Origin of the sequence: Anaerotignum sp. MSJ-24, from assembly GCF_018918145.1 — a bacterium.
GTDB lineage: Bacteria > Bacillota > Clostridia > Lachnospirales > Anaerotignaceae > Metalachnospira.
On the sequence record NZ_JAHLPX010000011.1, the window covers coordinates 144,978 to 171,125 of the forward strand.

The 26,148-nt window shown below is 39.3% G+C and carries 41 protein-coding genes, 1 rRNA gene and 1 riboswitch; of the genes, 41 read left to right on the forward strand and 1 reads right to left on the reverse strand.

Features of this window, described 5'->3' with window-relative positions; genetic code table 11:
• Positions 1-34 precede the first annotated feature (34 nt).
• From rpsS to KQI66_RS11135, 35 genes are all read left to right on the forward strand, one after another.
• Positions 35-319: a 30S ribosomal protein S19 gene (gene rpsS / locus KQI66_RS10965; RefSeq protein WP_172466574.1), complete on the forward strand. Its 285-nt coding sequence runs from the start codon at positions 35-37 to the stop codon at positions 317-319.
• 27 nt (positions 320-346) lie between these two features.
• Positions 347-736: a 50S ribosomal protein L22 gene (rplV, locus tag KQI66_RS10970; protein WP_216429450.1), complete on the forward strand. Its 390-nt coding sequence runs from the start codon at positions 347-349 to the stop codon at positions 734-736.
• A gap of 14 nt (positions 737-750) precedes the next feature.
• Positions 751-1,410, forward strand: coding sequence for a 30S ribosomal protein S3 (rpsC, locus tag KQI66_RS10975; protein ID WP_216429451.1), 660 nt, complete (start codon positions 751-753; stop codon positions 1,408-1,410).
• Positions 1,410-1,844: a 50S ribosomal protein L16 gene (rplP, locus tag KQI66_RS10980; protein ID WP_216429454.1), complete on the forward strand. Its 435-nt coding sequence runs from the start codon at positions 1,410-1,412 to the stop codon at positions 1,842-1,844. The genes rpsC and rplP overlap by 1 nt, the downstream gene beginning before the upstream one ends.
• Positions 1,841-2,050 carry a 50S ribosomal protein L29 gene (gene rpmC / locus KQI66_RS10985; protein ID WP_216429457.1) on the forward strand — a complete coding sequence of 70 codons (210 nt, stop codon included), beginning with the start codon at positions 1,841-1,843 and terminating at the stop codon, positions 2,048-2,050. Before rplP ends, rpmC begins: the two co-directional genes overlap by 4 nt.
• Before the next feature lie 22 nt (positions 2,051-2,072).
• A complete protein-coding gene (rpsQ, locus tag KQI66_RS10990) occupies positions 2,073-2,330 on the forward strand; it encodes a 30S ribosomal protein S17 (protein WP_216429459.1) in 258 nt (85 codons plus the stop codon).
• Positions 2,331-2,356: 26 nt separating this feature from the next.
• Positions 2,357-2,725, forward strand: coding sequence for a 50S ribosomal protein L14 (gene rplN / locus KQI66_RS10995; protein ID WP_216429461.1), 369 nt, complete (start codon positions 2,357-2,359; stop codon positions 2,723-2,725).
• 24 nt (positions 2,726-2,749) lie between these two features.
• A complete protein-coding gene (gene rplX / locus KQI66_RS11000) occupies positions 2,750-3,076 on the forward strand; it encodes a 50S ribosomal protein L24 (protein WP_216429530.1) in 327 nt (108 codons plus the stop codon).
• A 25-nt stretch (positions 3,077-3,101) separates the two neighbouring features.
• A complete protein-coding gene (rplE, locus tag KQI66_RS11005; protein WP_216429463.1) occupies positions 3,102-3,641 on the forward strand; it encodes a 50S ribosomal protein L5 in 540 nt (179 codons plus the stop codon).
• A 13-nt stretch (positions 3,642-3,654) separates the two neighbouring features.
• Positions 3,655-3,840, forward strand: a complete 186-nt coding sequence (locus tag KQI66_RS11010; RefSeq protein ID WP_177936257.1) for a type Z 30S ribosomal protein S14 — start codon at positions 3,655-3,657, stop codon at positions 3,838-3,840.
• A 23-nt stretch (positions 3,841-3,863) separates the two neighbouring features.
• Entirely contained in the window at positions 3,864-4,265 is a 402-nt protein-coding gene (gene rpsH / locus KQI66_RS11015) for a 30S ribosomal protein S8 (RefSeq protein WP_216429465.1), read from the forward strand.
• A 38-nt stretch (positions 4,266-4,303) separates the two neighbouring features.
• Positions 4,304-4,846: a 50S ribosomal protein L6 gene (gene rplF, locus KQI66_RS11020; protein ID WP_216429467.1), complete on the forward strand. Its 543-nt coding sequence runs from the start codon at positions 4,304-4,306 to the stop codon at positions 4,844-4,846.
• An 18-nt stretch (positions 4,847-4,864) separates the two neighbouring features.
• The gene (rplR, locus tag KQI66_RS11025; protein ID WP_216429469.1) at positions 4,865-5,233 is read left to right on the forward strand and encodes a 50S ribosomal protein L18; all 369 of its coding nucleotides are present in this window, start codon (positions 4,865-4,867) and stop codon (positions 5,231-5,233) included.
• Between the two features lie 18 nt (positions 5,234-5,251).
• A complete protein-coding gene (gene rpsE / locus KQI66_RS11030; protein WP_216429471.1) occupies positions 5,252-5,755 on the forward strand; it encodes a 30S ribosomal protein S5 in 504 nt (167 codons plus the stop codon).
• 12 nt (positions 5,756-5,767) lie between these two features.
• Positions 5,768-5,947: a 50S ribosomal protein L30 gene (gene rpmD / locus KQI66_RS11035; protein ID WP_216429473.1), complete on the forward strand. Its 180-nt coding sequence runs from the start codon at positions 5,768-5,770 to the stop codon at positions 5,945-5,947.
• An 18-nt stretch (positions 5,948-5,965) separates the two neighbouring features.
• Positions 5,966-6,406, forward strand: a complete 441-nt coding sequence (gene rplO, locus KQI66_RS11040; protein WP_216429475.1) for a 50S ribosomal protein L15 — start codon at positions 5,966-5,968, stop codon at positions 6,404-6,406.
• Position 6,407: 1 nt separating this feature from the next.
• Entirely contained in the window at positions 6,408-7,670 is a 1,263-nt protein-coding gene (gene secY / locus KQI66_RS11045) for a preprotein translocase subunit SecY (protein WP_216429477.1), read from the forward strand.
• Between the two features lie 75 nt (positions 7,671-7,745).
• Positions 7,746-8,378 (forward strand): adenylate kinase, encoded by a 633-nt coding sequence (locus KQI66_RS11050; protein ID WP_216429478.1) that lies wholly within the window; start codon positions 7,746-7,748, stop codon positions 8,376-8,378.
• A complete protein-coding gene (map, locus tag KQI66_RS11055; protein ID WP_216429480.1) occupies positions 8,378-9,127 on the forward strand; it encodes a type I methionyl aminopeptidase in 750 nt (249 codons plus the stop codon). Before KQI66_RS11050 ends, map begins: the two co-directional genes overlap by 1 nt.
• Before the next feature lie 19 nt (positions 9,128-9,146).
• Positions 9,147-9,425 carry a KOW domain-containing RNA-binding protein gene (locus tag KQI66_RS11060; protein ID WP_216429482.1) on the forward strand — a complete coding sequence of 93 codons (279 nt, stop codon included), beginning with the start codon at positions 9,147-9,149 and terminating at the stop codon, positions 9,423-9,425.
• Positions 9,426-9,438: 13 nt separating this feature from the next.
• Positions 9,439-9,657: a translation initiation factor IF-1 gene (gene infA / locus KQI66_RS11065; protein ID WP_172466593.1), complete on the forward strand. Its 219-nt coding sequence runs from the start codon at positions 9,439-9,441 to the stop codon at positions 9,655-9,657.
• A gap of 16 nt (positions 9,658-9,673) precedes the next feature.
• Positions 9,674-9,787: a 50S ribosomal protein L36 gene (gene rpmJ / locus KQI66_RS11070; RefSeq protein WP_172466594.1), complete on the forward strand. Its 114-nt coding sequence runs from the start codon at positions 9,674-9,676 to the stop codon at positions 9,785-9,787.
• Positions 9,788-10,068: 281 nt separating this feature from the next.
• Positions 10,069-10,437, forward strand: coding sequence for a 30S ribosomal protein S13 (gene rpsM / locus KQI66_RS11075; protein ID WP_216429484.1), 369 nt, complete (start codon positions 10,069-10,071; stop codon positions 10,435-10,437).
• Between the two features lie 22 nt (positions 10,438-10,459).
• Complete coding sequence (rpsK, locus tag KQI66_RS11080) at positions 10,460-10,861, forward strand: 30S ribosomal protein S11 (protein ID WP_177936831.1); 402 nt, start codon at positions 10,460-10,462, stop codon at positions 10,859-10,861.
• An 18-nt stretch (positions 10,862-10,879) separates the two neighbouring features.
• The gene (gene rpsD, locus KQI66_RS11085) at positions 10,880-11,476 is read left to right on the forward strand and encodes a 30S ribosomal protein S4 (protein ID WP_216429486.1); all 597 of its coding nucleotides are present in this window, start codon (positions 10,880-10,882) and stop codon (positions 11,474-11,476) included.
• A gap of 54 nt (positions 11,477-11,530) precedes the next feature.
• Positions 11,531-12,490, forward strand: coding sequence for a DNA-directed RNA polymerase subunit alpha (locus KQI66_RS11090; RefSeq protein ID WP_216429488.1), 960 nt, complete (start codon positions 11,531-11,533; stop codon positions 12,488-12,490).
• Positions 12,491-12,589: 99 nt separating this feature from the next.
• Entirely contained in the window at positions 12,590-13,132 is a 543-nt protein-coding gene (locus KQI66_RS11095; protein WP_216429490.1) for a bL17 family ribosomal protein, read from the forward strand.
• A 123-nt stretch (positions 13,133-13,255) separates the two neighbouring features.
• The gene (locus KQI66_RS11100) at positions 13,256-14,122 is read left to right on the forward strand and encodes an energy-coupling factor transporter ATPase (RefSeq protein ID WP_216429532.1); all 867 of its coding nucleotides are present in this window, start codon (positions 13,256-13,258) and stop codon (positions 14,120-14,122) included.
• Positions 14,098-14,952 carry an energy-coupling factor transporter ATPase gene (locus KQI66_RS11105; RefSeq protein WP_216429492.1) on the forward strand — a complete coding sequence of 285 codons (855 nt, stop codon included), beginning with the start codon at positions 14,098-14,100 and terminating at the stop codon, positions 14,950-14,952. Before KQI66_RS11100 ends, KQI66_RS11105 begins: the two co-directional genes overlap by 25 nt.
• Positions 14,953-15,756 carry an energy-coupling factor transporter transmembrane component T family protein gene (locus tag KQI66_RS11110; protein WP_216429494.1) on the forward strand — a complete coding sequence of 268 codons (804 nt, stop codon included), beginning with the start codon at positions 14,953-14,955 and terminating at the stop codon, positions 15,754-15,756.
• 9 nt (positions 15,757-15,765) lie between these two features.
• Positions 15,766-16,518 (forward strand): tRNA pseudouridine(38-40) synthase TruA, encoded by a 753-nt coding sequence (gene truA / locus KQI66_RS11115; RefSeq protein ID WP_216429495.1) that lies wholly within the window; start codon positions 15,766-15,768, stop codon positions 16,516-16,518.
• A gap of 131 nt (positions 16,519-16,649) precedes the next feature.
• Positions 16,650-17,087 carry a 50S ribosomal protein L13 gene (gene rplM, locus KQI66_RS11120; RefSeq protein WP_216429498.1) on the forward strand — a complete coding sequence of 146 codons (438 nt, stop codon included), beginning with the start codon at positions 16,650-16,652 and terminating at the stop codon, positions 17,085-17,087.
• A 25-nt stretch (positions 17,088-17,112) separates the two neighbouring features.
• Complete coding sequence (gene rpsI / locus KQI66_RS11125; RefSeq protein ID WP_216429499.1) at positions 17,113-17,505, forward strand: 30S ribosomal protein S9; 393 nt, start codon at positions 17,113-17,115, stop codon at positions 17,503-17,505.
• Between the two features lie 123 nt (positions 17,506-17,628).
• Entirely contained in the window at positions 17,629-18,111 is a 483-nt protein-coding gene (locus KQI66_RS11130) for an RNA polymerase sigma factor (protein ID WP_330655131.1), read from the forward strand.
• Complete coding sequence (locus tag KQI66_RS11135) at positions 18,108-19,343, forward strand: anti sigma factor C-terminal domain-containing protein (RefSeq protein WP_216429501.1); 1,236 nt, start codon at positions 18,108-18,110, stop codon at positions 19,341-19,343. The genes KQI66_RS11130 and KQI66_RS11135 overlap by 4 nt, the downstream gene beginning before the upstream one ends.
• Positions 19,344-19,382: 39 nt before the next feature.
• On the opposite strand, the gene KQI66_RS11140 is transcribed toward KQI66_RS11135, so the two are convergent.
• The gene (locus tag KQI66_RS11140; protein ID WP_216429503.1) at positions 19,383-20,201 is read right to left on the reverse strand and encodes a hypothetical protein; all 819 of its coding nucleotides are present in this window, start codon (positions 20,199-20,201) and stop codon (positions 19,383-19,385) included.
• A gap of 566 nt (positions 20,202-20,767) precedes the next feature.
• Here KQI66_RS11140 and mgtE point away from each other — a divergent pair.
• The 6 genes from mgtE to KQI66_RS11170 form a co-directional block, all read left to right on the forward strand.
• Positions 20,768-22,198 carry a magnesium transporter gene (gene mgtE / locus KQI66_RS11145; protein ID WP_330655132.1) on the forward strand — a complete coding sequence of 477 codons (1,431 nt, stop codon included), beginning with the start codon at positions 20,768-20,770 and terminating at the stop codon, positions 22,196-22,198.
• Between the two features lie 21 nt (positions 22,199-22,219).
• Entirely contained in the window at positions 22,220-23,191 is a 972-nt protein-coding gene (locus KQI66_RS11150; protein ID WP_253287758.1) for a PhzF family phenazine biosynthesis isomerase, read from the forward strand.
• Between the two features lie 233 nt (positions 23,192-23,424).
• A complete protein-coding gene (locus tag KQI66_RS11155; protein ID WP_216429505.1) occupies positions 23,425-23,622 on the forward strand; it encodes a hypothetical protein in 198 nt (65 codons plus the stop codon).
• A 74-nt stretch (positions 23,623-23,696) separates the two neighbouring features.
• Positions 23,697-23,769, forward strand: a riboswitch (Fluoride riboswitch).
• 53 nt (positions 23,770-23,822) lie between these two features.
• Entirely contained in the window at positions 23,823-25,028 is a 1,206-nt protein-coding gene (locus tag KQI66_RS11160) for a cation:proton antiporter (protein ID WP_216429508.1), read from the forward strand.
• 58 nt (positions 25,029-25,086) lie between these two features.
• Positions 25,087-25,821, forward strand: coding sequence for an NAD-dependent protein deacylase (locus KQI66_RS11165; protein WP_253287759.1), 735 nt, complete (start codon positions 25,087-25,089; stop codon positions 25,819-25,821).
• Positions 25,822-26,037: 216 nt separating this feature from the next.
• Positions 26,038-26,148 (forward strand): 16S ribosomal RNA (locus tag KQI66_RS11170); the annotation flags it as partial.

A 26,148-nucleotide genomic window follows, 5' to 3' on the forward strand; every position in this document is an offset into this window, starting at 1 on the left:
ACTGTCGCAAACGTTTAAGAAGGAGGACAAACACATGGCCAGATCACTTAAAAAAGGTCCATTCGCTGATGAGCATCTCTTAAAGAAAGTTGATGCATTAAACGCAGCAGGCGAAAAAACAGTTATTAAAACTTGGTCTCGTCGTTCTACTATATTCCCTGAAATGATCGGACATACAATCGCAGTTCATGACGGAAGAAAACATGTTCCTGTATACATCACAGAAGACATGGTTGGTCACAAACTCGGTGAGTTCGCTTTAACAAGAACATACAGAGGTCACGGTAAGGACGCTGAAAAGAAATCTAAAGTACGTTAATCGGTTTTTGGAAGGAGGGTTTCGTTCATGGCAAAAGGACACAGAAGCCAGATAAAAAAAGAAAGAAACATTGCAACTCAGGAAAAAAGACCTCATGCGTCGGTTAAATATACAGGCATTCCCGCTTCTAAGGCTAAAATTGTTTTAGACCAGATTAAAGGCAAAGATGTTAGAACAGCAGCAGCTATCCTTGAGTATTCACCCAGATACGCTTCAGCTGTAATCGCTAAAGTATTAAAATCGGCAGTTGCAAATGCAGAAAATAACTTGGGTATGGATGTCAGCAAATTATATGTTGAAGATGCTATTGCGGGTCAGGCTCCCGTAATGAAGAGAATTCGTCCTCGTGCACAGGGCAGAGCATATAGAATTTTAAAAAGATCAAGTCATATATCCATAATCCTTAATGAGAGATAAGGAGGTAAAAGAGAGTGGGACAGAAAGTTAATCCACACGGCTTAAGAGTTGGTGTAATTAAAGATTGGGATACAAAATGGTATGCTGAGAAAGAGTTTGCTAACTATTTAGTTGAAGACGTTAAAATCAGAAAATTCATCAAAAATAAACTCTACAGTTCAGGCGTTTCAAAAATCGCTATCGAAAGAACAAACGACAGAGTTAAAATAATCATCAGTACTGCTAAACCCGGTGTTGTTATCGGTAAGAACGGCCAGGCTATCGAAGAACTTAAGAACGAAGTTCAGAAGATGTCAAAGCAGAACGTAAGCATCAACATTGTAGAAATCAAGAGACCTGAACTCGATGCACAGCTTGTTGCTGAAAACATCGCACTTCAGCTTGAAAACCGTGTTACATTCCGTCGTGCCATGAAACAGGCAATGGGCAGAACAATGAAATTCGGTGCTAAAGGTATCAAAACAACAGTAAGCGGCCGTCTTGGCGGAGCTGAAATGGCAAGAAGCGAAAGCTACCATGATGGTACAATTCCTCTTCAGACTTTAAGAGCTAACATCGACTATGGTTTTGCTGAAGCTAATACAACTTATGGCAAACTTGGTGTTAAAGTTTGGATTTATAAGGGAGAGGTTCTTCCTGTTAAGGCAGTGAAAAAGGAAGGAGGCGCTGAGTAATGTTAATGCCCAAAAGAGTCAAAAGACGTAAACAGATGAGAGGCAGACTTAAAGGTCGTGCACTCAGAGGCAATAAAATTACTTATGGTGATTACGGTATTGTAGCTATGGAACCCAGCTGGATTACATCAAACCAGATCGAGGCAGCCCGTATCGCTATGACAAGATATATCAAACGTGGTGGTCAGGTATGGATTAAGATTTTCCCTGACAAACCTATTACAGCTAAACCTGCTGAAACTCGAATGGGTTCCGGTAAAGGTTCACCCGAATATTGGGTAGCTGTTGTTAAACCCGGCAGAGTAATGTTCGAGCTTGGTGGAGTACCGGAAGAAACAGCAAGAGAAGCTTTACGTCTTGCAACACACAAGTTACCTATCAAATGCAAGATCGTTTCTCGTGCAGAGCAGGAAATGGAAGGTGATAAGCAGTGAAAACTAAAGGCTACGTTATAGATTTAAAAAACAAATCAGCAGCTGAGTTAAACAACGAGCTTGTTGCTGCAAAGAAAGAATTATTTAACCTCAGATTTCAGAACGCAACTAATCAGTTAGACAATACTGCAAGAATCAAAGAGGTTCGTAAAAATATTGCAAGAATTCAGACAATAATTACACAGAAACAAAGAGCTGCTAACTAATTAGCGAAAGGAGGCACATCTCGTGGAAGAAAGAAATCTTCGTAAAACAAGAGTGGGCAAAGTAATCAGCGACAAGATGGACAAAACAATCGTTGTTGCTGTTCAGGATAATGTAAAACATCCTTTATACGGAAAAATCGTTAAGAAGACTTACAAGCTCAAAGCTCATGATGAGAACAATGAGTGTAAAGTAGGCGACCGTGTAAAAGTTATGGAGACAAGACCTTTATCAAAGGATAAGAGATGGAGACTTGTTTCAATCGTAGAAAAAGCAAAATAATCCTGTTATGAGAGGAGGCATATAATATGGTTCAGCAAGAAACCAGATTAAAAGTAGCAGATAATTCAGGCGCAAAAGAGCTTCTTTGCATCAGAGTTCTCGGTGGTTCAACCAGAAGATATGCAGGAGTTGGCGATATTATAGTTGCTGCCGTTAAAGATGCAACACCCGGCGGAGTTGTTAAGAAGGGTGATGTAGTTAAGGCAGTTGTAGTTAGAACAGTATCAAGAGTAGGCAGACCTGACGGTTCATACATCAGATTTGATGAAAACGCAGCAGTTATCATCAAGGACGACAAAAACCCCAGAGGTACACGTATTTTTGGACCAGTTGCAAGAGAATTAAGAGAAAAACAGTTCATGAAGATTCTCTCACTTGCACCGGAAGTACTTTAAGGAGGTGCAGGAACAGTGGCTAATATGAAATTAAAGAAAGGCGACAACGTAATCGTTATTGCCGGTAAGGATAAAGGCAAGGCTGGTAAAATCCTTGTTGTAGACAGAAAGAAAAACAGAGTAATCGTTGAGGGCGTTAACATGGTATCTAAGCATACTAAGCCCAGTCCCGCTAACCAGCAGGGCGGTATCATCAAGAAAGAAAACTACATTCACGCTTCAAACGTAATGTACGCTATTGATGGAAAACCCACAAAGATCGGTTACAAATTCACAACAGTAACAAAAGACGGTAAAGAAGTTACTGTAAAACAGAGAATTGCTAAGAAAACTGGCGCAGTTATCGACTAATCTGCGAAAGGAGGTTAAATAACTAATGAACAGACTTAAAGAGTTCTATGAAGCTGAAATAGTTGATGCAATGACTAAGAAGTTTTCATATAAAAATAAAATGGCTGTACCTAAGCTTGAGAAGATCGTTATCAACATGGGCGTAGGTGAAGCTAAGGACAACGCAAAGGTACTTGACGGTGCTGTTAAAGACCTTACAATTATCGCTGGTCAGAAGCCCGTAATCACAAGAGCAAAGAAATCAGTTGCTGCTTTCAAGCTCCGTGAAGGAATGCCCATCGGATGCAAGGTTACTCTTCGTGGTGACAGAATGTACGAATTTGCTGACAGATTAATCAACATCGCTCTTCCCCGTGTACGTGACTTCCGTGGTGTAAAGGCTAACTCTTTCGACGGACGTGGTAACTACACAATGGGTATCAAGGAACAGCTTATCTTCCCCGAAATCGAATACGATAAGGTTGATAAAATCAGAGGTATGGACATTGTATTCGTTACAAGTGCACACACTGATGAAGAAGCAAGAGAGTTATTAAGATTATTCGGAATGCCATACAGCAAATAAGGGAGGGACACTAATGGCTAAGAAGTCAATGATTATAAAGCAGCAGAGAGCTCCCAAGTTCTCAACGAGAGCATACACACGTTGCAGAATTTGCGGCAGACCTCATTCTGTTCTCAGAAAGTACGGAATTTGCCGTGTTTGCTTCCGTGAATTAGCTTACAAAGGCCAGATCCCGGGAGTTAAAAAAGCCAGCTGGTAATTAGGGAAAGGAGGATATACAACATGTCAATGAGTGATCCTATCGCAGATATGCTCACAAGAATCAGAAACGGTAACACAGCAAAACATGATACAGTTGATGTTCCGTCATCAAACATGAAAAAAGCTATCGCTGATATATTAACAAATGAAGGCTATATCAAAGGTTATGAGCTTATCGAAGACGGAGTTAAAGCTACTCTTCGTATCAGCCTTAAATATGGTGCAGATAAAAACGAAAAGGTTATTACAGGTATTAAAAGAATTTCTAAGCCCGGTCTTCGTGTTTACGCAGGCAAAGAGGAACTTCCCAAGGTTCTCGGCGGACTTGGTACAGCAATCATCTCTACAAGCAGAGGCCTTATGACAGATAAAGAAGCAAGAAAAGAAGGTATCGGCGGAGAGGTTATCGCATTTATTTGGTAATCATTATTTAACATATAATAATACAGGAGGTGCAGAACATGTCACGAATTGGTAAGCATCCCGTTGCTATCCCTGCAGGCGTTGAAGTTAAGCTTGAGGCTGGTAATGTGATCACTGTAAAGGGACCTAAGGGAACTCTTACAAGAAAATTAGCAGATGACATGAACATCGCAGTTGAGGACGGTCAGGTAGTTGTTACAAGACCTAACGATTTAAAAAGAAGCAAAGCATTACATGGTTTAACAAGAACTTTAATCAACAACATGGTAATCGGTGTAACAAACGGTTACGAAAAGGTTCTTGAAATCAACGGTGTTGGTTACAGAGCAGCTAAATCGGGCAAGAAACTTACTCTTTCTTTAGGATATTCACATCCTGTTGAAATGACAGATCCCGAAGGCATTGAAACAGTTGTTGATGGAACAACAAAAATCATCGTTAAGGGTATCGATAAAGAAAAGGTTGGACAGTTTGCAGCTGAAATCAGAACAAAACGTCCTCCTGAACCTTACAAAGGTAAGGGTATTAAATATGCCGATGAGCATATCAGACGTAAAGTTGGTAAAACAGGTAAGAAATAATAAAGGAGTGAGATCCGTATGATAAGTAAGCCATCACGTGCAGCTGCCCGTATTAAACGTCATTACAGAATTCGTAATAAAGTAAACGGAACAGCACAGCAGCCGAGACTGGCTGTGTTTAGATCAAACAAACACATTTATGCACAGATAATCGATGACGTAGCAGGCAATACATTAGTTGCCGCTTCTACACTTGAGGCAGACATTGCAAGCAAAGTAGAACATACTTCAACTGTTGAAGCTGCTAAGGCTGTAGGCGAAGCTATCGCTAAAAAGGCTATGGACAAAGGCATCACAGAGGTTGTTTTTGACCGTGGCGGATATATCTATCATGGAAAAATCCAGGCATTAGCTGATGCAGCAAGAGAAGCCGGATTACAGTTCTAAGACAAGGAGGAAAACAAGTTGAAGAAAATCGATCCCAGTACACTTGATCTTAAAGATAAAGTAGTAACAATCAACCGTGTAACTAAGGTTGTTAAGGGTGGTCGTACTTTCAGATTCGCAGCACTCGTTGTAGTAGGCGATGAAAACGGCCATGTTGGTTGCGGACTTGGTAAAGCAGCAGAAATTCCTGATGCTATCCGCAAAGGTAAAGAGGATGCTATGAAGAATATCGTTTATGTTGAAAGAAACGATGTAGACAGCCTCTATCACGGAATTATTGGTAAGTTCGGAAGCGCAAGCGTAATGCTTATGCCTGCTCCCGAAGGTACAGGACTTATCGCAGGTGGCCCTGCCCGTGCCGTACTTGAGCTTGCCGGCATCCGTAACATCAGAACAAAGTCACAGGGTTCAAATAATAAGAGAAATGTAGTCAGCGCTACAATTCAGGGGTTAAGCCAGGCTACTTCACCTGAAAAAGTTGCCAAATTACGTGGCAAGTCAGTTGAAGAACTCTTAGGTTAAGGAGGAAAAACAATGGCAGAACTTAAAATCACATTAGTGAAATCAACAATCGGTGCAATTCCGAAGCACAAGAAAACTGTACAGGCTTTAGGCTTAAAGAAGCTTAACAGCTCTGTTGTTAGACCTAACAATGCAGCTACACTTGGTATGGTTAACCAGGTTAAGCATCTTGTAAAGGTAGAAGAGATATAATTCAGAGGAGGTGCCAAAATGAAGTTAGGTGAATTAAAACCTGCATACGGCTCAACTCAGAAGAGCTGGAGAAGAGGAAGAGGTCATGCTTCAGGCAACGGTAAGACAGCCGGAAGAGGACACAAAGGTCAGGGCGCTCGTTCAGGATCAGGCGGAAAGGCCGGATTCGAAGGCGGACAGATGCCACTTTACAGAAGACTTCCTAAAAGAGGCTTCAAATGCATTAATTCTAAGGAAATCGTTGCTATCAACGTTGACTTATTAAATGTATTCGATAATGATACAGTAGTAGATATTGAGGCTTTAAAATCAGTAGGCCTTGTAAGTAATCCTAGAGACGGAGTGAAAATTTTAGGTGTTGGTGAACTTGAAAAGAAGCTTACAGTAAAAGTTAACCAGTACAGCAAATCCGCAGCAGAAAAGATTGAAGCTGCCGGCGGAAAAGCAGAGGTGATCTGATTTGTTTAAGATACTCGTCAACTCATGGAAGGTAAAAGAAATAAGAGATAAGATGCTCTACACACTTCTTATTCTTGCTATCGTAAGATTGGGAGCGCATATTTATCTTCCTGGAATAAGTGCTGCGACGATAAAAGCTTATACAGATCTTAACTCAACAGGCACTCTGTACAATATAATTGCCGGTGGTGCCGGTTCGAATTACTCAATATTTGCATTAGGTATCGGACCTTACATTACATCGTCAATTATCATGCAGCTTTTGTGCGTAGCTATTCCGACTTTGGAACAGCTGTCCAAAGAAGGAGAAGATGGACGTCAGAAAATCAACAAATATACCCGTTATATAACTGTTGTGCTTGCTGCACTTCAGGGTACCGGTATAGCATTGAATTACAAAACTATGATGACTAATCCTTCTACTTTAAAGGTTGTGATTGCAATAATAACACTTATTGCAGGATCAATGTTTATTATGTGGCTTGCTGAGCAGATTACACAGAAGGGTATTTCAAATGGTTCATCAATGATAATCTTCGTAAATATCATTTCGAGCCTTCCTAATGCAATTACTGCACTTGTAGGATATTGCAAAGAAGGTAAAACAGGAATACTTAAGACTGTTGGAATATTAGTACTTCTTTTCATCGTAATTGTTCTTATTGTTAAGGTAAATGATGGTGAAAGAAGACTTCCTGTACAGTATGCAAATAAGATGACAGGAAGAAGAATGGGTAGTGGCGGAAACAGCAGTGTTTTCCCTATTAAGGTTAATACAGCCGGAGTTATTTCAATAATCTTTGCGATATCACTTATTCAGTTCCCGGAAACAATCAGCGGATTTATATCCAGCGTTCCCGGTTGGCTTGAAAAAGTGATTGGAATACTTTCTATGACACACCCGGTTGGTGCTATAATATATGTAATTTTAATTTTTGCATTTTCATTCTTTTATACATCAATCGTTATCAATCCAAACGAAATTGCCGAGAACATGAAAAAGAACGGCGGTTTCATTCCCGGTATCAGACCGGGTATGCCCACAGCTAACTACATCACAAGAGTAGTAAACAGAATCACATGGGTTGGTGCTGTTTGCTTCGCAGGACTTGCGCTTGTGCCTATCGTTATGCAGTGGATATTTAAAATGAATGTAGGATTCGGAGGTACAACACTTATCATCGTTGTTGGTGTTTGCCTCGATATTGTAAAAGCACTTGAGTCTCAGCTTCTTATGAGACATTACAAAGGTTTCTTAGATTAATTCATGCTGTTCGGGGAATGCAAAAGCATTCTCCGGAGGTGTGAAGGCGATGAGCCAGGAAAGAGGGATAAATTTATGAAATTAGTACTCATTGGTGCTCCGGCAGCCGGTAAAGGTACACAGGCAGCAAGATTAGTTGAGCACTATTCGATTGCACATATTTCAACAGGAGATATGCTCCGTGAAGAAGTTGCAAAGGAAACAGAGCTTGGCAAGGAAGCAAAGGCTATCATGGCTTCGGGCGGACTTGTTTCTGACGAAATCATAATTGCAATGGTTAAGGAACGTATTAAAAAAGATGATTGTGCAAAAGGATTTATTCTCGATGGATTTCCCCGTACAGTAGTTCAGGCAGAAAAGCTTGACGAAATGGTTAAGCTTGACAAGGTTGTATATATCAATGCACCCGATGATGTTATGCTTGAAAGACTTACTGCGAGAGAAACCTGCCCTAAATGTGGAGCAACTTACAACAAGCTTTTCCTTCCTTCAAAGGTAGCAGGCGTTTGTGACGTATGCGGTGAAAAGCTTACACAGCGTAAGGATGACACATTAGAAGCTGGTAAAGCACGTTTAGAGACATTCCATACTCAGAGCGAACCTCTTGTTGATTATTACACAAAGAAGGGTATCCTCTTTGAGGTTGACGGAACGGCTGCGATAGATTATATCACAAAAGCTATTATTGAAGGCTTAGGTGAGGAATAATGGCAATTACAATAAAGACTCAGGATCAGATTCAGAGAATGAGAGTTGCCGGTGCAATACTTGCTGATCTTGATGAAATATTAAGAGATATGGTTAAGCCCGGTGTAACCACAAATGAATTGGATAGGGTTGCTGAGGATTTTATAAGAAGCAGAGGTGCGGAACCATCATTTCTTGGATATGGCGGTTATCCTAAATCAATATGTACATCGGTAAACGATGAAATCGTTCATGGCATTCCGAGCAACAGAAAGCTTAAGAACGGCGACATAATAAGCATAGACATGGGCTCATATATAGGCGGCTATCATGGCGACTGCGCAAGAACATATGGCGTCGGAACAATAAGCGAGGCTGACCAGAAGCTTATCGATGTTACGAAGCAAAGCTTCTTTGAAGGAATTAAATTTGCAAAAGCAGGCAATCATTTATATGAGATTTCAGCGGCAGTTCAGGATTACGCAGAGCAGTTCGGCTTTGGCGTTGTAAGGGACTACGTTGGACACGGTATCGGCAGAAATATGCACGAAGATCCTTCAATACCGAATTACAGACAGGTAGGAAGAGGACCCAGACTTCAGAGAGGTATGGTAATTGCGGTTGAGCCGATGATAACAGCCGGAACATATAAATGCAGGGTACTGAAAGATGGATGGACAGCAGTAACCAGAGATGGTTCAAATGCAGCACATTATGAGAATACTGTTCTTATAACGGATGGCGAACCTGAGCTGCTTACCTTTAAATAATTGATTTGGGGTGAACAGAATGGAATATACCGTAGGACAGGTGGTTTATTCTAAAAGCGGGCATGATAAAGGAAAGGCTTTTATTGTGACCGAAATCGAAGGCGAATATCTTTACCTTGTAGATGGAAAGTGCCGCACTATTGATAAACCTAAAAAGAAAAAAAATAAACATGTCCAGATAACTAACTATATTGAAGGCGAAATAAAGAACAAAATCGAAAAAGGCGAAATGCTTCTCGATGCTGACTTTTCAAAAGCACTTAAAAATATAGTTAACAAACAGAGCAAAGTGAGTTAAGGAGGTTCTTAAATTGTCAAAAGACGATGTTATTGAAGTAGAAGGAACCGTATTGGAAAAATTACCAAATGCTATGTTTCAGGTTGAGCTTGAGAACGGACATAAGATATTAGCACATATTTCCGGAAAGCTTCGTATGAATTTTATCAGAATTCTTCCGGGAGACAAAGTATTGGTTGAAATGTCGCCGTATGACCTTGCAAAAGGCAGAATAATCTGGCGAGCTAAATAAGGAAGGAGCGATCACAATGAAAGTAAGACCATCTGTAAAACCGATGTGTGAAAAATGCAAAGTAATTAAGAGAAAAGGTCATGTTATGGTCATTTGTGAAAATCCCAAACATAAACAGAGACAGGGCTGAGTTCTTTATAAAGTTATGGGTTGTGAAGGGGCATGAATCCTTCAGACCAGAATGTATTTTTGTTTAAGTTTTAGCCGTCGGGCGGCTGGCAGTAAAGAATTTAAACTTTTACTGCACCGATGAGTTAAATTCTATCATTTTTTTGATTAATATATAAAATATGCTTTGAAAATTACGAAAACTTTGATATAATAATATGATGTGGTTTGCGTATAAAGATAAGCATAAAATCGCAGGAACATTATTGTTGTAAACGATATTTTAGGAGGTGCAAATAATACATGGCACGTATTGCTGGTGTAGACTTACCAAGAGAAAAACGCGTTGAAATTGGCCTTACTTATGTATATGGAATCGGCCATGCCAGTGCATTAAGAATCTTAGCTGAAGCAGGCGTTAGCCCTGATGTCAGATGTAGAGATTTAACGGATGAAGAAGTTGCAAGAATCCGTGACGTAATAGATGAATCACAGACAGTTGAAGGTGATTTAAGAAGAGAAGTTGCTCTTAACATCAAACGCCTTATGGAAATCGGATGCTACAGAGGTATCCGTCACAGAAGAGGCCTTCCTGTTAGAGGACAGAAGACAAAGACAAACGCTCGTACAAGAAAAGGTCCGAGAAAGACTGTAGCTAACAAGAAGAAATAATTGAAAGGGAGGGTAACGACTAATGGCAAAGAAAGCTGTTAAAAAATCGACTACACGTAGACGTCGTGACAGAAAACATGTTGAACGTGGCCAGGCACATATCCAGTCAACATTTAACAATACTATTGTAACTATTACTGACACAGTTGGTAATACACTTTCATGGGCAAGTGCAGGAGAACTTGGATTCAGAGGTTCAAGAAAATCTACTCCTTACGCAGCTCAGATGGCTGCTGAAACAGCAGCAAAAGCAGCTTCAGATTATGGCTTAAAGACGGTTGAAGTATTTGTAAAGGGTCCCGGTTCAGGACGTGAAGCAGCTATCCGTGCACTTCAGGCAGCAGGACTTGATGTAACAATGATCAAGGACGTTACACCTGTACCCCATAACGGATGCAGACCGCCCAAACGCAGAAGAGTATAATAGGAGGTGCTAAGTTAAATGGCAAGAGATAGAGTTCCGGTTCTTAAAAGATGTAGATCACTTGGTCTTGATCCTATCTATTTAGGAATTGAAAAGAAATCAAAGAAAGAAAACGCTAAAGCCGGAAAGAAAATGAGCGAGTACGGACTTCAGTTAAGAGAAAAACAGAAAGCTAAATTTATCTATGGCGTTCTTGAAAAACAGTTCAGAGGCTATTTTGCAAGAGCTGAAAAGATGAGAGACGGTATCCCCGGTGAAAACCTCCTTATCTTACTTGAGCTCAGACTTGACAATGTTATGTTCAGACTTGGATATGGCAGAACAAGAAAAGAAGCAAGACAGATTGTACGTCACAAACACGTACTTGTTAACGGCAAGGCTGTTGACATCCCTTCATACCAGCTTAAGGTTGGCGATGTTATCTCAATTAAAGACAAATATGCTGACATGCAGAGATATAAAGACATTCTTGATGTGACAGACACAAGAGTTGTTCCCGAATGGTTAAGTGCAGATCACGAAAACCTTAAGGGTACAGTAGTTTGCAAGCCTACAAGAGCGATGATCGATGTTCCCGTTGAAGAAACACTTATCGTCGAGTTGTATTCTAAGTAATTTGAATGTTATTACAGAACGATTTTTTTATATCTGCAGGGGAGGTTTAAGTGAGTGTTTGAATTTGAGAAACCTCGTATAGAAATAGCTGAAATGGCACAGGACGGCACATATGGTCGTTTTGTGGTTGAACCCCTTGAAAGAGGATATGGTACAACACTCGGTAACTCTTTAAGAAGAATTTTACTTTCTTCATTACCCGGATCAGCAGTAAGCAATGTTAAAATTGATGGCGTTCTGCATGAATTCAGTGTAATTCCCGGAGTAAAAGAGGATGTTACTGAAATTATATTAAACTTAAAGTGTCTTGCAATTAAAAATACAAGCGAAGGAAACGAACCTAAGGTGGCTTACATAGACGTCGAAGGTGAAGGCGAAGTAACAGCCAGAGATATAAAGGCTGACAGCGATATTGAAATCCTTAATCCGGATCTTCATATTGCAACTTTAAGCGGCGGCTCTAACAGTAAGCTTTATATGGAAATAACAATCAGCAACGGCAGAGGTTATGTCGGAGCAGATAAGAATAAGAAGGATGACCAGCCCATCGGAATGCTTCCGGTGGACAGCATCTTCACTCCTGTTACAAGAGTTAACTTCCTTGTTGAAAATACTCGTGTCGGACAGATTACCGATTACGATAAGCTTACACTTGAAGTATGGACAAATGGAACTATTACACCTGACGACGCAGTAAGTTATGGTGCAAAGCTTCTTAATGAGCATCTCGCTCTTTTCATTGACCTTTCGGACAATGCAAAGAACACAGAGATCCTTGTAGAGAAGGAAGAAGGCAAGAAGGAAAAGGTACTTGAAATGAGCATCGAAGAACTCGACCTTTCAGTACGTTCTTATAACTGCCTCAAACGTGCCGGAATCAACACAGTTGAAGATTTGGCCTGCAAGACCGAAGAAGAAATGATGAAGGTACGTAACCTCGGTAAGAAGTCACTTGAGGAAGTTTTAAACAAACTTCAGGAACTTGGACTTGCTTTAAAACCGAGTGATGATTAATTTTTTCACTTATCATTGACGTAGAACTGCAAAGGGCTGTAAGACCGATGAGCAAGCCCTTTGGGTTAAGTTTTGCGGTATTTACAAGGAGGATTCATAATGACAGGATCAGGCAACAGAAAACTTGGACGCACAAGCAGCCAGAGAAAGGCTCTTTTAAGAAACCAGGTAACAAACCTTTTATATCATGGAAAAATCAAAACAACTGAAACAAGAGCTAAGGAAGTAAGAAGAATTGCTGAATCTCTTATCACTCTTGCAGTTAAAGAAAAAGATAACTATGAAGAGGTTGAAGTAACAGCTAAGGTTCCTAAAAAGGACGCTGACGGCAAGAGAGTTAAAGAAGTAGTAGACGGCAAGAAAGTTACTGTTTATGAAGAAGTTAAGAAGACAATCAAAAAAGATAAGCCTTCAAGACTTAACGCAAGAAGAAAAATTTTAAGCGTTCTCTATCCTGTAACTGAAGTTCCCAAAGACGGCAAGAAAGTTAGAAAGAACACAGTTAAAGTTGATATGTGTGCTAAAATGTTTGATGAAATTGCTCCCAAATATTCAGATCGTAAGGGTGGTTATACTCGTATAATCAAACTTGGCAACCGTAAAGGTGACGGTGCTCCTGAAGTTATTATTGAGCTTGTTTAAGAATCAAAGGGGATTAAGTGGTTACTTAATCCCCAATTTTTATATTGTAAGGCTTGTGAGCATTATCCGGTTGTGTATAATACTTTTAGGCGTTATAATATACGAAAAAAGATGGTGATACAGATGAAAATTGTCCGTGCGGAGAATGTGAGCTACGAATACACAAAGGTCGTTGAGATACAGGGCGAAAATGTAGAACGTAAGCTTATGGCACTTGATAATATTAATATAGATATAGAAGAAGGCTCGTTTATTGCGGTGCTCGGCCATAACGGTTCAGGAAAATCGACCTTTGCAAAGCACATAAATGCACTTATTACGCCGTCATCGGGTACAGTATGGGTTGACGGATATGACACAAAGGACGATGAACAGGTCTGGAATATACGCCAGAGTGCCGGAATGGTATTCCAAAATCCGGATAACCAGCTTGTTGCGACTATTGTTGAAGAGGATATTGCATTTGGCCCGGAAAACCTTGGCGTTGAGCCGGCTGAAATAAGAAAAAGGGTTGATTCTGCTCTCCAAATGGTTGGCATGGACGGTTATCAGAAAAATGAACCGTCAAAGCTTTCCGGCGGACAGAAGCAGAGAATTGCAATAGCCGGCATACTTGCTATGCAGCCGAAATGTATAGTTTTTGATGAGCCTACCGCAATGCTTGATCCTGCCGGACGTAAGGACGTAATGGAAACGGCACACAGACTGAATAAAGAAAACGGTATCACTATTATTTTGATTACGCATTACATGGACGAAGCGGCAACGGCTGATAAGGTCTATGTAATTGATGACGGAAAAATTGTTTTAAGCGGAGTCCCTAAAGAGGTATTTTCACAGGTGGACAAAATGAAGGGCTTCGGCCTTGATGTTCCGCAGGTTACGGAAACCGCTTATAATTTGAGAAAGCTCGGAATTGATATTCCAAAGGATATACTGACTGTTGATGAAATGGTAGGTGCGATATGTCGATTGAAATCAAACATTTAACACACATATATAATCCAGGAACACCGTTTGAACATAAAGCACTTGACGATATTAATTTAAAGATAGAGGATAACGAATTTATCTGCATTATAGGCCATACAGGCTCCGGTAAATCTACGCTTATACAGCATCTTAATGCACTGCTTGTTCCGGAATCCGGTGAGGTTCTGCTCAATGGCGAAAATATATATGCGGACAGATCAAAGCTGAAATCGGTAAGACAGAGAGTAGGTCTTGTTTTTCAGTATCCGGAGCATCAGCTTTTTGAAATGACTGTTTATAAGGACGTTGCATACGGCCCGGGAAATCTCGGACTTCCGCAGGAGGAGATAGACAGCAGAGTTAAGAATGCACTGGAAACGGTCGGACTTGATGAGTCGGTATATGATAAATCTCCCTTTGAGCTTTCGGGTGGTCAGAGAAGACGAGCCGCAATAGCCGGAGTATTGGCGATGGAGCCGGAGGTGCTTATACTTGATGAACCGACAGCCGGACTTGATCCAAAGGGCAGAGATGAAATACTGGATTCCATTAAGCTGATGCACGAAAAAAGAAAAATAATCGTTATTCTTGTATCGCACAGCATGGAGGACGTTGCCAAGCTTGCGGACAGAATTATTGTGCTTAATGATGGCAAGGTTGCACTTACGGGAACACCGAGAGAGGTATTCTCGAAGGTAAATGAGCTCGAAAAAATTGGTCTTGCGGCACCTCAGATAACATATGTTTTGTCCGAACTTGCGGCAAAAGGCTATGATGTCAGAACGGATATATATACCGTTGCAGAAGCTACCGAAGAATTGTATAAGTTTTTGAAGCAGGTGAAATAATTGATAACTGATATAACAATCGGACAGTATTTTCCTTCCGATTCACCTTTACACAGGCTTGATGCGAGAGTCAAGCTGGTAATTACATTATTGTATATAGTATCCCTTTTTCTGATAAAGAGCTTTATCGGATATGCCTTTGTTATTATTGCACTTGCGATAGTTATAAAAGTGTCCAAGGTTCCGTTTAAGTTTATGGTGAAAGGTCTTAAAAGCCTTGTGTTTATCATAATTTTTACGGCACTTATCAATGTTTTTACTGTTAAAGGCGGAGAAACACTGGTCACCTTCTGGAAGCTGTCCATAACTACGGAAGGCGTGTTCTTTGCAATAAAAATGGCATTAAGAATTATACTTCTTATAATAGGCTCGTCTTTGCTTACGCTTACGACAACGCCTATAAAGCTTACCGACGGCATAGAGGCTTTGCTTAAGCCATTGAGTAAAATAGGAGTTCCGGCACATGATATTGCAATGATGATGACTATTGCACTCAGATTTATTCCGACACTGCTTGACGAAACCGATAAAATAATAAAGGCACAGCAGGCAAGAGGTGCGGATTTCGACACAGGAAGGCTCAGAGATAAGGCAAGGGCGCTTGTGCCTATACTTGTTCCGCTTTTTATTTCGGCTTTCAGAAGAGCCGATGAGCTGGCTATGGCAATGGAGTCACGCTGTTATAACGGAGGAGCTAACAGAACGAGAATGAATGTTATGAAGGTTACTTCTATTGACTATACGGCAATAATATTGTTTGTTGTGTATTGGGTTGTTATTATTGCCATGAGAATTATTTTATAAAGGATTTTTATGAAAAGACGAGTTTTATTAACAGTTTCATATGACGGAACAGCATATTCCGGATGGCAGAAGCAGCCGCAGGAAAATGTTAAAACCGTTCAGGGTGAGCTTGACAAGGCTTGTACGGCTTTCTTTAAGAATAAAACCGAAAGCATAGGTGCAAGCAGAACCGATGCCGGAGTTCATGCTCTCGGACAAAGGGCGGTTATAGATATTGAGTCAACTATTCCGACTGAGAGGATACCGCTTGCATTGAACGGAGCTTTGCCGGAGGATATAGTAATAACCGGAGCGGCTGATGTTCCGGACGGCTTTAATCCGAGATTTGAGGCTGTAAAAAAAACTTATGAATATAAAATATATAACAGTAAGTTCAGAAATCCGCTTTACAGAAATTACAGCGAATATGTAAGGGAACCGCTTGATGTGGAAAAAATGCAGACAGCGGCAGAGGCGTTTGTCGGTGAGCATGATTTTAAAGGCTTCTGTTCATCGGGAAATAGCTCCAAAACGACTGTAAGAACGATTTATGACATATCCGTAACGAGAAAAGATGATTTTATTGTGATAAGAGTTACGGGAAACGGCTTTTTGTACAATATGGTCAGAATTCTGGCAGGAACGCTTATTTACTGCGGAAACGGAAAGATAAAACCGGAGGATATGGCAGAAATAATAGAAAGCGGAGATAGGCAAAAAGCCGGAAAAACAGCCGGTCCGTCGGGTTTAACATTGGTAAAAATTATGTATGCCAATTTTTAAGTTTTCCTTGACACCCGTGGGACTGTGTAATATAATAAAAACTGTTGCAATGCCACTTTTAAACTCGTTAGCCCCGAGTTTGACTATATATATTTATTTTTGTTTTTTTGAATTTTAAGGGAGGTTTAACAATGAGAACAACATACATGGCAAAACCCGCCGATATCGAAAAGAAATGGTATGTTGTAGACGCTACCGATAAAACATTGGGACGTCTTGCATCAGAAATAGCATCAGTATTACGTGGTAAGAACAAAGCTATCTATACCCCACATATAGATACAGGTGATTACGTAATCGTAGTTAATGCAGACAAAATCAAAGTAACAGGCAAGAAAATGGATCAGAAAATCTACAGACGTAACTCAGGCTGGATTGGCGGCTTAAAAGAGACAAGTCTTAAGAAAATGCTTGAAACAAAACCTGAAGAAGTACTCAAACACGCTGTTAAGGGCATGCTTCCCAAAAACGCACTTGGCAGAGCTATGATGAGAAAACTTTATGTTTATGCTTCACCCGAGCACCCGCATGCAGCTCAGAAACCTGAAGTATTAGAGTTTAAGTTTTAATTGAGATTTGGAAGGAGGACGCAAAATGGTAGCAGCCAGATATTACGGAACAGGCAGAAGAAAATCTTCAGTTGCTAGAGTATATCTTGTACCCGGTAACGGAAAAATTACTATAAACAAGAGAGACATCGACGAGTATTTCGGACTTGAAACACTTAAGTTAATCGTTCGTCAGCCCCTTGAAGCAACTGAAACATTAGACAAGTTTGATGTACTTGTTAATGTTAGAGGCGGTGGCTTCACAGGTCAGGCAGGTGCAATCAGACACGGTATTTCAAGAGCATTACTTGAAGTTGAAGGCGATTACAGACCTGTACTTAAAAAAGCAGGTTTCCTTACAAGAGACCCTCGTATGAAAGAAAGAAAGAAATACGGTCTCAAAGCCGCAAGACGTGCACCTCAGTTCTCAAAGAGATAATCAGAGTTGCTTATACAATCCCGATACATTTGTATCGGGATTTTTTTATACCAAAAATTTCAATATTGGTGTAACATTATCTTAACGGATTTGTTTTATATATAGATTGGAAGGAGGATAAGTGTGGACAATGAAATTCTAAAGCGTTTATATGAGCAGTATGGAAAAGAATTGTATCTTTATATCCTTTCAATGTGCAGAAACAGAGCTGTTGCCGAGGATATAATACAGGAAACATTTCTTAAGGCAATACTTGCGTTGGACGAAAGGCACAGCAATATGCGTGCATGGCTGTATATGGTTGCGAGAAACTTGTGTATAAATTATTTGAAAAAAGTCGGACGGGAAACATCTGTGGATAATGATAAAACGACAGAAAATGATTTTGTGCATACGCTGATTGAAAATGAACGTAAAGCAGCGTTGTATAAGGTACTCGGCAGACTGTCGTATACAAAACGAGAAATAATAAGTCTGCATTATTTCGGCGGATTACAGCTCAATGAAATAGCCGGAATATTGAAATTATCGAGAGAAAATGTGCGTGTACTTAACCATAGGGCAAAAAATGAGCTTAGACGGTATCTTGAGGAGGAAGATTTATGACATACAGAGAATTGCTTGAGCTTTACAAACATGGCAAGCTTGAAGAAAATAAAAAGCATGAGGTTGAAAGTGACATTGAAAGGCAGGAGGCAATAAGCGATTATCTTTTTGACAGAGATGCTGTGGATAATGATATTTTTTCCGATGATAAGAATTTGGACGATGCCGAAAGTGAAAATGATTTCGTGAAAATGATAAACAGCTCCATACGTAAAGCCTTTGTTAAAATGGGTATGACTATTCTGGTGATAGCTGTTGCGGTTATGCTGTTTGTTGTTTTTGCACTGCCTAATGTTGTTTCGCAGTTCTATTATAATCCGGGCAGGGACATCGGAAGTGAAACAAACCGGATGAGCCTTGATATGTCGGCTTATACGGAGCTTAGAATTCCGGGATATTACAGAAATAATGTTATGGTTTCAGATGAAGGCTACGGAGATTATTACATAAATATAATTCAGAATATGAGCTATACAGGCAATTTTACAAATGTTTCCGGTAAGGTGGAAAAGGGTAAGCTTAAGCTTTATGATGTAAATACATTGCGAAAACCTTCGGGAAATGTTTTTGCATGGTTTCAGGCAACCTGCGACAGCACAAAATCGCTTTCGGAGATTGAGAAAACAGGCTGGGAACCGGTTTCTTCAGCCGGAGATAAAGAAACGGCAGATGAGAGAATAAACAATTTGTCTGAAAATACGAATTATCTGGCGTATGTTACATTGGATAAAATGATGACCTATGATGAGCTTATGAGCTTTACCGACAGTGATGGATATACATATGCACAGTGGTGTGCCGTATGCACAAGAAACGGCATTAATGACGGAACAGAATATTTTACGGTTGAAAATCTTGGCTTTAATTGTGCTTTGTCTATATCAAGCAGTATGGTATGGGACGAAGAAAAATATCCTAATCTGATAGTCTGGAATTGTCCGTTTGACGAAAATTCCGGAGGCTATAATGATGTTTCTTCTGTTGATGAAAATATTAAGGATACGGAATATATGAAAACACATTTTGTGAGCCTGCTCAGATATATGGCAGACCAGAAGCAGTTCCTTAAGCTTATGGATGAAGAGGCTGATGTATATTCAAGTGCGGCAGATTATGTCGAGAAAAACGGTCTTATGGTTTACGGATTTGCGTTTGTAGGTGATAAGGAGCGTATACAGGAAGTAAATGCAAGAGATGAGGTATACCAGATATATACACAGGAAATGAGATAAAGCTAAGCGGCGGTATTTGATAAATCGAATACCGCCGTTTTAATACATAATACTTTTTGACAATATATTTTTATCACATTCCTCAAGTACGTTTTTATCCGATGCGACAATATACATGAATATGCTCTGATTATATTCAGGCAGATATTTTGCATATATCCGTCCATACATATCCACAGGCTCGAAGGGTGTTTCTGTGGATATTTTCGGGGTTCCGTATTGAATATATGACGCAACAAATCCGTTTGGATTGTGCTCGGCTCCGCTGACGGTCAGATTTATGTCGGATTTTATCCAGCCTTCCGAATCCATATAAGTTATGTTTTCCTCAATATCGGCTATATCCGTTTCAAATACGAAATCCTTGTATTTTAAGCCGAAATCGCCCAAAGCAAGACGGCTGAAATCAAATGCGGCAACATCAGCGACCTCATCGGGATTTATTTTTAAGCCGTTTTCCGTTTTTTCAAAACCGTAAATTTTTTCCGGATCATCAACTATATATGCACCGTAAAAGCTGTTGTAATATTCGGAGCTTTTATCATAAAGCATACTGTAACCGGCTTCGGGAGAAAATTCCGGAAAGTTATACATTATGGACAGATTTATGTTTTCTCTGCCTGTGTAGTATTGAAAGCTTTTGTCGGCATTGAAGGTCATAACGAACGGATACCAGTCCTTTTCCGGAGTTATCAAACCTCCGGGAATTTTTATATGAAAAGCCGCATTACTTTGACTTTCGTGAAGATTGCTGTATACAGACATTACCGAAATACTGCGTAAAAGATATTTATACGGACCTGGAATAAGTAAAACAATAATCAATATAAAAATAATTGCAAAATTAATTTTTTTCATAATTAGCCTCTTTTATAAAGAATGTTTATTTCATTATATTTTAACTTTTTGATTATGTAAACATAACATTATTGTAGCTAAAACGTATTTATTATAAAAAGTGAGAATTATCGAGATAAAATGAGATTAAATCAGCTAAATAAAGTTAAATCCTATTATTATATCTGTAAAATAACAAATTTTGATTTAAACAAGGCTTTATAAACAAATTTAAGACATTTAGGTGCATATTACCGTTGACATTTTAATGCTTTTAATGCTAAAATAATTAAATTAAAATATGTTATTTGAGAGGTGAGGAATTACATGGAAAGTTGTGGCAGTTGCGGGCGATGTAAGAGTGATAGGCATATTCTGAGATTGAAGCTGCATACACTTTTGGTGTAGTTTCTTCGTTTGGATTATAGATAAAAAGCTAAGGCTGTTTTCGGCCTGCGGTTTAATGTGCCCATCACTTTGCTCACAATGAAAGCGGATATATTCATATTGTGGGGATAAAATAAAAGTGGTGTTTTTTTATGCCCTTTTTAATATGAATTAAAAACTATCAGTGGAGGTGCATAAAGGTGCTGGAGGATGAAAAAAAGAAAAATGATCCGAATTCCGAAATTCCGGAAAGACCGGATTATGAAAAAGAACTGGAAGCAATCATCAAAAGCAATTTATCCGATGATGAAATAAGAGAAAAACTCAGCGATTACCATGAAAACGATATTGCCGATGTTCTCGAGGATCTTACAGAGGAAGAAAGACAAAAGCTTTACAGAATACTTGGCGTTGAAAGCGTTTCGGAAATATTCGCATACCTTGAGGACGAGGTAGGAAAATATATAAACGAGCTCGATTCGGAAAAGGCGGCAGATATTATCGAATCAATGGACGCCGATGATGCTGTTGATATACTTGACGAACTGGAAGACGATAAGAGTGATGAGATTAAAAAGCTCATGGATGAGGATGCAAGACAGGACATCGACCTTATCCTTTCTTATGATGATGACCAGATCGGTAGCCGAATGACAACGAATTTTATTGCTGTCAAAAAGAATTCAACCGTAAGACAGGCAATGAAATCCCTTATTAATCAGGCGGCCGAAAATGATAATATATCAACGATTTATGTTGTAAACGATGATGATACGTTTTATGGTGCGGTAGACCTTAAGGATTTGATTATAGCAAGAGATTATCAGGATTTTGAAACTCTTATCTCTACTTCATATCCTTATGTATATGCAGAAGAAAAAACAGGCGAATGTATCGAAGAATTGAAGGACTATTCCGAGGACTCAATTCCCGTATTGAGTAACGATAATAAAATACTCGGTGTAATTACCGCTCAGGATCTCGTTGAAGCCGTTGACGAAGAAATGGGCGACGATTATGCTAAATTAGCCGGCTTGACCGCAGAGGAAGATTTAAACGAGCCTTTTAAGGACAGCGTGAAAAAACGTCTGCCTTGGCTGCTGCTTCTGCTTGTTCTCGGTTTGGTGGTATCATCGGTTGTAAGTATATTTGAAGGTGTTGTTCAGCAGATAACTCTCGTTGTTGCTTTCCAGTCACTTATACTTGACATGGCAGGTAATGTCGGAACACAGTCGCTGGCTGTTACTATCCGAGTTATTATGGACGAGGCACTTTCAAAAAAAGACGAACGCAAGCTTATATTCAAGGAAATGCGCGTCGGCTTTACAAACGGTATGATTTTAGGCGTGCTTGCTTTTGTGGCAATAGGAGTATATATACTTGTGTTCAAGGGAAAATCGGTTCCGTTCTCGTTCTCGGTATCGGGTTGTATAGGAATTTCACTTTTGTTCGCTATGGTTGTATCAAGCCTTGTCGGAACAGTTGTACCGCTGTTCTTTAAGAAAATAAACATCGACCCGGCGGTTGCTTCCGGTCCGCTTATCACAACGGTAAACGACCTTGTTGCGGTTGTATCCTATTACGGAATAGTTTGGATACTTTTGATAAATATACTTCAGCTTGTTGAATAAATTTATTAAAGGAGAAATTAAATGGCTAACAAATATGCAATGGTTAAATGCTATTTTGAGCATGGACTCTGGTCACCGAATCAGGTTTTGGACGCAGTTTCCAAAGGAATGATTACATCTGATGAATACAGAGCTATTACAGGAAAAGATTTTGATGAGGAAACTCTTCTTAAAAAGAATATAGATGCAAAAAAATACAGAAAGCTTAAGCAGTATATCGTGCACACCTTTACAGACAGAATTTTCAGCGGAAATCCTGCCGCAGTCTGTGTTGTACAGGAGGAGCTTTCCGATGAGCTTATGCAGAAAATAACAATAGAAACAAGGCTGACAAATACATGCTTTGCGGTCAAAAAAGGCGAGCATTACAGCCTTAGACTTTTTACTCCCGGCGGTGAAACGGATATATGCGGTCATGCAACGCTTGCGGCGGCACATGTTGTTTTAAATCTTTATGAGAAAAAGCGTGACAGCATTGACTTCGATACATTGAGCGGAGTTATTAATGTAGTTAAGAATGATAATGTTTATGAAATTGCACTGCCTGTATATGGATTTGAACGTATACCGGTTACCGACCTTATGGAAGAGGCATTCGGTGTAAGACCGATAGAGGCATATTGGGGCAAGGACATGCTTTGTGTGTTTGAAAATGAGCAGGCAATAGCAAAGATGAAACCGAAAGTAAAAAAGATGATGCAGCTTGACGGTACATTTATTAATGTAACGGCTAAAGCAGATTCGGATAAATATGATTTTGTTTCAAGATGCTTTGCACCGAAGTTTAAAGTTGCGGAAGATCCCATAAGCGGAGCATCATACTGTCTTATGGCACCTTACTGGTTTGAAAAGCTTGGAAAAAATGTTCTTGCGGCAAAGCATGTTTCCAAAAGAGGCGGACTTGTGTACTGTAAAAATGTAACTCCCGGATATGTTACTGTTTGCGGCAAGGCTGTGCTGTATTCAGATGCAGATATATATATTGATATGTAATATAGTTCATTGACATTAAAATAATATTGTAATGTAATGATGTAAAACCTCTCTAAAAAACAGAGAGGTTTTTTGTTTGAATTTGTATTGTTTTTTTATTGACAATCTTCGTTAATTAATATACAATATAATCAAGATAAGGAAAGAGGTAAAAGAAAATAAAAACCTCGGATTTATCAATAATTTTAAAAGTAAACATATAAATATAGTATAAGAATTGAGGGGGATTAATTATGAAATGTGAAAAAATGTTTAACAAAGCTTGTGAAGAAAATATGAAGGGTAACTACGATAAGGCATATAATTTATTCTCAGAGGTAGTTTATAACTATCCTGACACAATCTTTGCAATCTACGCTAATGCTGAAATGACAAGCTTAGCAGCAAGAAGTGCAGAATATTGCAACGTATCTCTTGAAGCTATTGCATAAGTTCTGTTTTGCAGGCTTTAAATTATCGGCAAAAATTTAAAGAATGGTTTACAAAGTGAATATCAGGTTGTATAATACCAAAAGGGAATGAAGTTCTCCCTTGGATTATCCTAAACCGCTTATTAAGCTGATGACTTCTGTGATTGAATTTATTATCGCAGAAAGCATCAGCTTTTTTGCGTAAACAAGGAGGATTTTTTATGATTGCATCACTTGCGTACATTTTTCTTTTTGGACTTCTTATGTCTGAGCTTTTTAAAAAGCTTAAACTCCCCGGCATTATCGGTATGCTGATAACAGGCATAGTTCTCGGACCTTATGTGCTTAATTTGTTGGATGGTTCGATATTATCAATATCGTCGGACCTGAGAAAAATTGCTTTGATAATAATATTGCTTAAAGCCGGTCTTTCGTTGAATATAGCCGATCTTAAAAAGGTAGGGCGTCCGGCAATAATGATGTCCTGTGTTCCGGCGGCTTTTGAAATACTCGGATATATTGTTTTTGCACCAATGGTATTTGGCATAACACGAACAGAGGCAGCTGTTATGGGCGCTGTTCTCGGAGCAGTTTCTCCGGCGGTTGTCGTACCGAGAATGGTCCATCTTATGGAAACCAGATACGGAACAGAAAAAAGTATTCCCCAGTTAATTATGGCCGGCGCTTCCTGCGATGATATTTTTGTCATAGTTTTGTTTTCAACATTTACGGGAATGGCACAGAGTGGAAAAGCAGACTTAAGAGGACTTATTGATATTCCTGTGTCTATTGTGCTTGGAATTGCACTGGGAGCGGTTGTAGGTTTGGTTCTGAGCATATTCTTTGAAACAGCCTATAAAAATAAAAAGTACATACGCAACAGTGTTAAGCTGATAATAATACTCGGAATTTCATTTTTGCTTATAACGGTCGAAACGTGGCTTGAAAATATTATTTCCGTTTCGGGTCTTCTTGCGGTTGTAAGTATGGCATGTGTTTTGAAAATGAAAAGCAATGAGGTTGTTACCAAAAGACTTTCCGAAAAATTCGGCAAGCTATGGATTGCGGCTGAAATAATGCTGTTTGTGCTTGTCGGAGCTGCGGTTGATATAAGCTATACAATGAATGCCGGTATTGCCGCAGTAGGAATGATATTTTTGGCACTCATTTTCCGCTCTGTCGGAGTGTGGCTTTGCCTTGTCGGAACAAAGCTGAATATTAAGGAAAGAATTTTTTGTGTGATAGCATATCTTCCTAAAGCAACCGTACAGGCGGCTATAGGTTCTGTTCCTATGGCAATGGGACTTTCATGCGGACAGATAGTTCTTTCGGTCGCGGTTGTTGCCATTCTTATAACGGCACCGCTCGGGGCAATAGGCATTGATTTTACATATAAAAGATTTTTGCGGAAGGAAAATAATATTTGATTGAAAAAATAAAATGTGATGATTATAATAAGAATATATTGCGATGGGAGGTATTCATATGAATAATGAAATAGCTGAATTGAAACAAATTATAGAAGACAGCGATAATATTGTTTTCTTCGGAGGAGCCGGCGTTTCTACCGAAAGCAATATACCGGATTTCAGAAGTGAAAACGGTATATATAATGCGGTAAATCAGTATGGATACCCACCGGAAACAATGCTTAGTCATACATTTTTTAAGATACATCCTGATATATTTTTTGATTATCTCAGGAAAACATTGATATATCCTGATGCAAAGCCGAACAATGCACATATCGGTCTTGCCAAGCTTGAAAAGATGGGAAAGCTTAAGGCTGTTGTAACACAGAACATAGATAATCTTCATCAGATGGCCGGAAGCAAAACTGTTTATGAGCTTCACGGAACACTTTACAGAAATTACTGTGTAAAGTGCCATAAGCAGTTTGATATTGATTATATAATGAACAGCGAAGGAATACCTCATTGCGATAAATGCGGAGGAATAGTAAGACCTGATGTAGTTCTTTATGAAGAAGGACTTGATGACACAACTGTTTATAATGCGGTAAATGCAATCAGAAAAGCAGATGTGCTCATTGTCGGAGGAACATCGCTCAATGTTTATCCGGCTGCCGGACTTATAGATTATTACAGAGGCAATAAGCTTGTTCTTATAAATAAGAGTACAACACCATATGACAGAAGAGCTAATCTGATAATAAGAGAAAATATCGGACAGGTGTTTAAAGAAGTGCTGGATTTATAATGATATTAAGGGAAGAAATAAAATATTTAAAAAAGTTTTAAAAAATGCTTGACAAATAGTATACCCTTTGATAAAATCAATAATGCACTGTGAACTTTGAAAATTAAACAGCGTATAAAAATTAAACCCAAGTCAATAACGAGTTTATTGAGATTGAGATAAACTACCAAGTAATAAATGGAAACAAAAAAGTCAGAGTTAACTGACAAAGGATTTTAACATAAGAGTTTGATCCTGGCTCAGGATGAACGCTGGCGGCGTGCTTAACACATGCAAGTCGAGCGGAGATATTTGAAAGCTTGCTTTTAAATATCTTAGCGGCGGACG

Coding starts and splice junctions, on each gene's coding strand:
- rpsD (WP_216429486.1), top strand. CDS start 10,880: ATGGCAAGAGATAGAGTTCCGGTTCTTAAAAGATGTAGATCACTTGGT.
- rplV (WP_216429450.1), top strand. CDS start 347: ATGGCAAAAGGACACAGAAGCCAGATAAAAAAAGAAAGAAACATTGCA.
- rplO (WP_216429475.1), top strand. CDS start 5,966: ATGAAGTTAGGTGAATTAAAACCTGCATACGGCTCAACTCAGAAGAGC.
- rpmD (WP_216429473.1), top strand. CDS start 5,768: ATGGCAGAACTTAAAATCACATTAGTGAAATCAACAATCGGTGCAATT.
- rplX (WP_216429530.1), top strand. CDS start 2,750: ATGAAATTAAAGAAAGGCGACAACGTAATCGTTATTGCCGGTAAGGAT.
- rpsS (WP_172466574.1), top strand. CDS start 35: ATGGCCAGATCACTTAAAAAAGGTCCATTCGCTGATGAGCATCTCTTA.
- KQI66_RS11010 (WP_177936257.1), top strand. CDS start 3,655: ATGGCTAAGAAGTCAATGATTATAAAGCAGCAGAGAGCTCCCAAGTTC.
- KQI66_RS11140 (WP_216429503.1), bottom strand. CDS start 20,201: ATGAAAAAAATTAATTTTGCAATTATTTTTATATTGATTATTGTTTTA.
- rpmJ (WP_172466594.1), top strand. CDS start 9,674: ATGAAAGTAAGACCATCTGTAAAACCGATGTGTGAAAAATGCAAAGTA.
- rplE (WP_216429463.1), top strand. CDS start 3,102: ATGAACAGACTTAAAGAGTTCTATGAAGCTGAAATAGTTGATGCAATG.
- KQI66_RS11050 (WP_216429478.1), top strand. CDS start 7,746: ATGAAATTAGTACTCATTGGTGCTCCGGCAGCCGGTAAAGGTACACAG.
- KQI66_RS11155 (WP_216429505.1), top strand. CDS start 23,425: ATGAAATGTGAAAAAATGTTTAACAAAGCTTGTGAAGAAAATATGAAG.
- KQI66_RS11160 (WP_216429508.1), top strand. CDS start 23,823: ATGATTGCATCACTTGCGTACATTTTTCTTTTTGGACTTCTTATGTCT.
- KQI66_RS11165 (WP_253287759.1), top strand. CDS start 25,087: ATGAATAATGAAATAGCTGAATTGAAACAAATTATAGAAGACAGCGAT.
- KQI66_RS11100 (WP_216429532.1), top strand. CDS start 13,256: ATGAAAATTGTCCGTGCGGAGAATGTGAGCTACGAATACACAAAGGTC.
- rplF (WP_216429467.1), top strand. CDS start 4,304: ATGTCACGAATTGGTAAGCATCCCGTTGCTATCCCTGCAGGCGTTGAA.
- KQI66_RS11135 (WP_216429501.1), top strand. CDS start 18,108: ATGACATACAGAGAATTGCTTGAGCTTTACAAACATGGCAAGCTTGAA.
- truA (WP_216429495.1), top strand. CDS start 15,766: ATGAAAAGACGAGTTTTATTAACAGTTTCATATGACGGAACAGCATAT.
- rplP (WP_216429454.1), top strand. CDS start 1,410: ATGTTAATGCCCAAAAGAGTCAAAAGACGTAAACAGATGAGAGGCAGA.
- rplN (WP_216429461.1), top strand. CDS start 2,357: ATGGTTCAGCAAGAAACCAGATTAAAAGTAGCAGATAATTCAGGCGCA.
- rpsH (WP_216429465.1), top strand. CDS start 3,864: ATGTCAATGAGTGATCCTATCGCAGATATGCTCACAAGAATCAGAAAC.
- rpsM (WP_216429484.1), top strand. CDS start 10,069: ATGGCACGTATTGCTGGTGTAGACTTACCAAGAGAAAAACGCGTTGAA.
- map (WP_216429480.1), top strand. CDS start 8,378: ATGGCAATTACAATAAAGACTCAGGATCAGATTCAGAGAATGAGAGTT.
- rpsI (WP_216429499.1), top strand. CDS start 17,113: ATGGTAGCAGCCAGATATTACGGAACAGGCAGAAGAAAATCTTCAGTT.
- KQI66_RS11060 (WP_216429482.1), top strand. CDS start 9,147: ATGGAATATACCGTAGGACAGGTGGTTTATTCTAAAAGCGGGCATGAT.
- KQI66_RS11105 (WP_216429492.1), top strand. CDS start 14,098: ATGTCGATTGAAATCAAACATTTAACACACATATATAATCCAGGAACA.
- KQI66_RS11150 (WP_253287758.1), top strand. CDS start 22,220: ATGGCTAACAAATATGCAATGGTTAAATGCTATTTTGAGCATGGACTC.
- rpsK (WP_177936831.1), top strand. CDS start 10,460: ATGGCAAAGAAAGCTGTTAAAAAATCGACTACACGTAGACGTCGTGAC.
- rplM (WP_216429498.1), top strand. CDS start 16,650: ATGAGAACAACATACATGGCAAAACCCGCCGATATCGAAAAGAAATGG.
- KQI66_RS11095 (WP_216429490.1), top strand. CDS start 12,590: ATGACAGGATCAGGCAACAGAAAACTTGGACGCACAAGCAGCCAGAGA.
- rplR (WP_216429469.1), top strand. CDS start 4,865: ATGATAAGTAAGCCATCACGTGCAGCTGCCCGTATTAAACGTCATTAC.